Genomic DNA, 6,152 nt, shown 5'->3' with positions numbered 1-6,152 from the left:
CCTCGCCAAATCCCGCCTCACCCTCGTTCCCGACACCGGAAGCGAGGTGACCGAACCAGAACTGGCCCTCAGCGCATAATCCTTAGCTCGAAGGAAAACCGGCTACACCACTACCTGGGACTTGACCTACTGAGGACTGTCAATGGGCGGTGGTTTCCCCATGCTTTCACCGATGCTTCACAACGGTGAGCAACACGGTTGAATCCTCAAGCGCCGTGAGCGAATGAGGGGCATCCGGAACAATGATGAGGTCGCCCGTCCACCCGGACCACGAGTCGTCGCCGGCGGTCAGTACGACCCTGCCGTGCAATACCTGCACTGTCGCTTCGCCCGGATTTTCATGCTCGTCTAACATCTCGTCGGCCCGCAGCGCGATGACGGTTTGTCGCAGGAGATGCTCGTGACCGCCGTACACGGTCTTCGCGCTTCGGCCGCTCGACGCACTGCGGGCGGCATCTAGTTGAACTCTTGCCAGAGCCGTCAACGATGTCTTCTGCATTCTGACCCTTCCGTGAAATCGATGATTGGTGGAACGGGGTCTTTCATAGGACACAGGACGGGGTCCGCCGAAGCTACCCGTTTGGGACGCGCCTAGGCCAACTCAACTGAACCCCGGAGCACTCGATCCAGCACTACTTGTCGCGCAACACGACGTTGACCAAGTGACTCGTGTGCGTCTCCGATGTCTGAACGCTCGGCAGTCACTCATTTAGTAACCGTGAGCTGCCCGTACATTCCTGCCGCGTAGTGGCCAGCCAGATTGCAGACCACTTCATAGCGCCCCGGCGCCAGCTTCAGTGTGACCCAACTGGAAGTACCCGGAAGGATCCCCTTCCCGGCCCCGCGAGCGCAAGAGTTGGAGGCTTCTCCAACACTTCCCGCTTCGTCGATTTTTCCGTCGGTGCCGCTCTGGCGAGTGCCCGCGAGCTGAGTACCAGGCAATGGGAGGACAACTAGTTCGTGGGTAACACTGCCGACATTCGCGGCGACAAAGGTGACCTCGCCCTGGGCGACAGTCGAACGATCGGTACTAAGAGTCATCGCTCCACCGAACATCATCCCGTTCCTTTGTGCCATCATCGGCCCGCCGGTGTTATCCAGCCTCACCTTGACGATCGTGCCGGTGAGTTTCGGTGTTGTGCATGCTGAAGCCGCTGCGCCCCGGACCCCGAAGGGTGTGCTCCATCCCCCAACGGCACCAATGGCAGCCACGGACAACCCGCTGAGCAACAGGGTCAGCACAACCCCAACGGCCCCGACAGTGCCCCGGCGAGTCGTCATTCCTTCCGCCGCAACGCCGCTCGACGTGCCGTGAATTCTTCGTCTTCGATCTCGCCGCGCGCGAACCGCTCGTTCAGAATCCGCTCGGCCTCGTGATGCGTTTGCACCAACGGATGCTCGCCATGGTCTGCGGGCGAGCGTCGAACAAGGAAAATTACCAGTGCGACGATGCCACCCCAGAAGACGACCATCACCAAGGCCATCAGAATCCACGCGCCGATACCCCAGCCACCATCGTTCCATCCGTACATCATCTAAAGGCCTCCTTTCCTCACTGTATGGCGACCGTTCCGACCACGTTAGGGACCTTCGACCCCTCTTTGTCCACTGCCCCGAGCCGCGCTGCCGCGGCTAATGATCGACGACTAGTGCCCGGCGGTGAGCGTCGCCATCCGAACGCGAAAGCCTCAGTCAAAGCGCGGCCCACGAACCGTGTCACTACGGGACCACGAGCGCGAACTTCCCCACGGTCATTGGTCTCGAGCGAGCCGCAACCACCGAAGTGCCCGTGTGACCGGCCCGGGATTGAGGCCCCTGACCGGGCGGGCGTTATACGAACTTGCTGTGCAGTCTCAGGAAACGGCAGCGGCGGAAGATTGATTTCGTTGTCAAAGCAAGCGGCACTCCGATGACCGTGAACTCCAATCTGCAAGCAGCACCCATTGAGAAGTGCCCGTTTCATGTGCTAACTCATGTGCTCCCGGCCACGTAGATGCGTGCACCTGGGGGCAGTTGTCCACCCGTCGATCATCCGAAATCGTTGATTTCATGCGGCAGAACGCACTTGCCTGATTCTGCACGTTCGTGGGCACTGGACAGTTCGAATCCCCCATTCTCCGCAAGAGAGGTCCGCCTCTCACTGCACTATCCACGCTCGTCGAGCCCCCACTGTTGCCCGTAGCCGCCGTCCGCGAGCGGCTTCGCCATGAGGTCGAGGAACGGCTGGGCGTCGAAGGCTTCGGGGCCGAGCACGCCGCGGCCGGTCCAGGTGCCGCTGGCGAGCAGCTCTAGCGCAATCACCGGGTTCAGAGCGGTCTGCCAGACCACGCACTGGCTCTCGTACTCCGCCATCGTCCACTCGTTGTCGGCAACGTGGTAGAGGTACACGGCTCGCGGGCTGCCGTCGGGTGCGGTGCCGGTGACGTAGAGGCCAGCGCAGGTCTTGCCGGTCATCCTCGGTCCGATGCTGGCCGGGTCGGGAAGGCCGGCCGCCACCACGTCGCGGGGCGCCACCTCGACCGGCCCGTTGGCCGAGCGCACGGTGAGGGGGTCGGTCTTGTCGAGCCCGAGCTGGTGGAGCGTCTTCAGGATGCCGATGAACTCGTTGCCCAACCCGTATTTGAAGGTGGCCTTGTCAGCGTCGATCCAGCGCGGCATCAGCAGCACCTCTTCGTGCTCGACGTTGACGCACTCGACCGGGCCGATGCCGTCCGGGAAGTCGAAGACCTCTGGGTCGCTGAACGGCTCCGTGGTGTACCAGCCGCGGTCGCGTTCCCAGATAACGGGTGGGTTGAGGCATTCTTCGATGGTGGTCCAGATGCTGAAGGATGGCGCGAAGATCTCGTTGCCGAGGTCGTCGCGCACCACGAGGTTCGCGCCGTCGCGCACCCCGAGCTCGTCGATGGACTCGAACAGGTGGTCGGCGGCATAGCGGGCGAACACGTCACTCAGTCCGGGCTCGACGCCCATACCGACCAGGGCGAGGCGACCGGCAGTCTCCCAGTCGGGGGCCTGAGCGAACTGGTCGTCGCCGAGCTTGACCCCCGTCTCGGTGTACGGGTCGGTGGGATGCGGCTCGGACAGGCTCATCGCCATGTCGATGTAGTCGGCGCCCGCGGCGAGCGCCCCGGCGAACACGGTAGGCACGAACTTCGGCTCGACGGCGTTCATCACGTGGGTGATGGCGTGCTCGAGGGCGAGAGAGGCGACGCTGTCCGGGTCGGAGGCATCGACCTGTGCGGCGATGAACCGGTCGCGTGCCTGCCCGCGAGCCTCGAGCCACTCGACGGTGCGCTCCGCCCTGCCGAGGTCATAGTCGCTGACGACGATGGTGTCGTAAAACGACCGGCGGGCGGCGATCTTCGCGATCGCGTCGCCGACCCCACCGGCGCCGACCAGCAGGATTCGCATGCCTCGGGGTGTCATGGCTCGGGTTGTCATGGCTCCGGTTGTCATGACTTGACGCTAGCGGCTAAGTGCGCTCCAGCGCTGCCGTTTCGGCCACTGTTCTGAGCGACGCGTGGGTCCGCCCGTTCCAGTGGCGCGGCGTGAGGATCGCTGCTTGCGGCGGGCCTCTCGTCGCCCCTTCGTCCCGTCGTACCGTCGTGCCGTCGTCCTGCCGCCCCGTCGGCTCGCGGTCCCGAGTCCCGTCTTCCCGTGTTTTCGCGTCCCCCCGTTCCCCCGGTCTCGCCATGTCGCGATCTCGCGGCAGCACTCCTAGTGCGTGAGGGCAGGCACCGTCTTCGGCCGCACCACGAACCACAGCGTGAAAATCGAGACCACGGCCGTGCCCGCCATGACCGAGCCCATCGGCACGGCGTTGTGGATGCCGAACAGACCGACGATGGGCGAGATCAGTCCGGCAAGACCGAAGTTCACCGCGCCGAGAACGGACGCCGCAGTGCCGGCCTCCGCCGCGTGATTGACAAGACCGAGCACCTGAACCAAAGGGAAACCGAAACCGCACGCCGCGATGAAGAACCACAGCGGGATGAGGATGCCCAAGAGCCCCACGTGCAGCGAATCGAGCAGCACGATCGTCAACGACGAGATCAGCAGCGCCGCGGTGGAGAAGGCGAGGATCCATTGCGGCGGCACCCGGTGCACCAGCCGCGAACTGATTTGCACCCCAGCGACGATACCCAGCGAGTTGACCGCGAACAGCAGCCCGAACTGCTGGGGGTTCAGCCCGTAGACCTCCTGAAACAGGAACGAGGATGACGACAGGTACGCGAACAGACCCGAGAACGTCATCGCCCCGATAATCGCCACCCCGACGAAGATGCGGTCGTGGAAGATGGCGGAGTAGCGCTGTCGCGCCGTGCTGTGACCCTTCTCGTTCCTCCGCTCCGGCGGCAGCGTCTCGACGATGAAGAAGATCGCGGCGATGACCACCAGTACGCCGTACGCGGTGAGGAAAATGAAAATCCCCCGCCAGTCGACGAATCGCAACAGTTGCGAACCGATCACCGGCGCGATCACCGGGGCGAGGCCGCTCACCAACGACAGCCGCGACAGCATCCGCACCAGGGGAAGGCCGCCGAACAGGTCACGCACCAGAGCCATGGCGACCACTCCGCCGGCCGCCGCGCCGATGCCCTGCAGCACGCGGAACCCCCCGAGCCAGAAGACGTCGGGGGCGAGGGCAGCACCGAGGCTCGCGACCACATGCAACGCGCTCGCCACGATGAGCGGCACGCGCCGTCCCACCTTGTCGCTCCACGGCCCGACCAGCAGCTGACCCACGCCGAACCCGACGGTCGTGGCGGTGAGCGTGAGCTGGATGACGGCGGGGGTGACGTGCAACTCGCGCTGCAGCACCGGGAACGCGGGCAGATATAGGTCGATGGTGAACGGCCCGAGGGCGGTGAGCGCGCCGAGCACGATCACATAGACGAGACGCTCGCGGCGGCTCAGGGCATCACCCGCGTGGGCGGCGGCGGTAGTCACTGGTTGAATCCTCGATCGTGGGCGTGAAGCGCTTCGCCGACGATGGATCGCGCTGGAGGGGGACGGAAACCGTCGCCGTTAACGCTAGCGAATCAGCCAGGCCCCGCGCACGCGCTCGAGGCGAAATGGCCTCTGGTACAGAGGATTGTGTTGCAGCTCAATTGTCGCGAGGAGCGATGGCCGATTGCCGCACCACAAGCGACGGTTGGGTTACCGCAATGCCGGTCTGCTCGAGACCGGCGAGTTCCGTCGACACGGCAGCCATGAGCCGGCGCCCCAACTCGGCGAAATCCTGCCGGACGGTGGTGAGCGGCGGCGAATAGTGCGCTGACTCGGGGATGTCGTCGAACCCGACCACGCTGACATCCTCCGGCACCCGGATGCCGCGGTTTCCGAACGCCCGCAGAAGCCCCAGTGCCATCTGGTCGTTCGCCACGAAGACCGCGCTGAAATCGTCGGGCCACGGCAGCTGGAGACCGAGCTCTAGCCCGCTCCCCGCTGTCCAGTCGCCGAACGTCGGCGGGCGAGCCTCGAGGCCGCGGCGATCGAGCTCCGCGCGCCACCCCCTGACGCGCTCGCGCGCATCCAGCGAGTATTCCGGACCGGCCAGATGAAGGATCGTGCGATGTCCGAGGTCAGCCAGAAAGCCGGTGGCCAATGCTGCACCGGCCGCCTGGGCGATCGAGACACTGGGAAAGCGCTCGTGTCCGCTGCTGTCTGCGGTGATCAGAGGGATGTCGATGTACAGATCGTGCACCGCCACCAGCGAGGACACATCGGTCGCAATCAGCACGATCGCTTCCACCTGCTGCCGCAGGAACACGTCGATCGCGTCACGGATCAGCTCGACCGGAGCAGACGACATGCTCGCGGTGATGACCTGGTACCCCGCCTCGCGCGCCGACTCATTGAAGGCGAGGGCGATGCTCGACGGACCGTACAGCGGGTTGCCGGTGCTGATCAATCCGATCGTGTGGGTCTTGCTGCTCTTGAGTGCCCTGGCCACTGCACTCGGGCGGTAGTTGAGCTCGTCGATCGCGGCCTGAACCCGGGCCCGGGTCTGCGGTCGAACGGCGGCATCGTTGTTGAGCACTCGGGACACTGTCTGGTGCGAGACCCCGGCGAGTCGCGCGACATCCGTGATGTTCGCCACGATTGCGAGATTATCGGGTCTGCGCGGGCGGCCAGCACGCGTCGTCGAA

Annotated in this window: 6 protein-coding genes; all 6 read right to left on the bottom strand. The window is 64.7% G+C overall.

Annotation, left to right across the window (positions count from 1 at the left end):
• Positions 1-166: 166 nt before the first annotated feature.
• Positions 167-499, bottom strand: coding sequence for a cupin domain-containing protein (locus IV501_RS16025; RefSeq protein WP_200557323.1), 333 nt, complete (start codon positions 497-499; stop codon positions 167-169).
• A gap of 206 nt (positions 500-705) precedes the next feature.
• On the bottom strand, positions 706-1,107 hold the full coding sequence (locus IV501_RS16020; RefSeq protein WP_307812364.1) for a sulfocyanin-like copper-binding protein: 402 nt from the start codon (positions 1,105-1,107) through the stop codon (positions 706-708).
• A 170-nt stretch (positions 1,108-1,277) separates the two neighbouring features.
• Complete coding sequence (locus tag IV501_RS16015; protein ID WP_200557321.1) at positions 1,278-1,535, bottom strand: SHOCT domain-containing protein; 258 nt, start codon at positions 1,533-1,535, stop codon at positions 1,278-1,280.
• Positions 1,536-2,145: 610 nt separating this feature from the next.
• Positions 2,146-3,411 carry a saccharopine dehydrogenase family protein gene (locus tag IV501_RS16010; protein ID WP_200557341.1) on the bottom strand — a complete coding sequence of 422 codons (1,266 nt, stop codon included), beginning with the start codon at positions 3,409-3,411 and terminating at the stop codon, positions 2,146-2,148.
• Between the two features lie 306 nt (positions 3,412-3,717).
• On the bottom strand, positions 3,718-4,950 hold the full coding sequence (locus tag IV501_RS16005; protein ID WP_200557320.1) for a multidrug effflux MFS transporter: 1,233 nt from the start codon (positions 4,948-4,950) through the stop codon (positions 3,718-3,720).
• Between the two features lie 157 nt (positions 4,951-5,107).
• Entirely contained in the window at positions 5,108-6,103 is a 996-nt protein-coding gene (locus tag IV501_RS16000; protein ID WP_200557319.1) for a LacI family DNA-binding transcriptional regulator, read from the bottom strand.
• Positions 6,104-6,152 lie beyond the last annotated feature (49 nt).

The sequence above is a fragment of the Lacisediminihabitans changchengi genome (assembly GCF_016634425.1).
Classification (GTDB): Bacteria; Actinomycetota; Actinomycetes; order Actinomycetales; family Microbacteriaceae; genus Lacisediminihabitans; species Lacisediminihabitans changchengi.
This window is presented reverse-complemented; position numbering and strand designations above follow the sequence as displayed.

What these genes read in the sequence shown, in the direction of transcription:
- IV501_RS16025 (WP_200557323.1), bottom strand. Translation starts at nt 499, where the DNA reads ATGCAGAAGACATCGTTGACGGCTCTGGCAAGAGTTCAACTAGATGCC.
- IV501_RS16015 (WP_200557321.1), bottom strand. Translation starts at nt 1,535, where the DNA reads ATGATGTACGGATGGAACGATGGTGGCTGGGGTATCGGCGCGTGGATT.
- IV501_RS16010 (WP_200557341.1), bottom strand. Translation starts at nt 3,411, where the DNA reads ATGCGAATCCTGCTGGTCGGCGCCGGTGGGGTCGGCGACGCGATCGCG.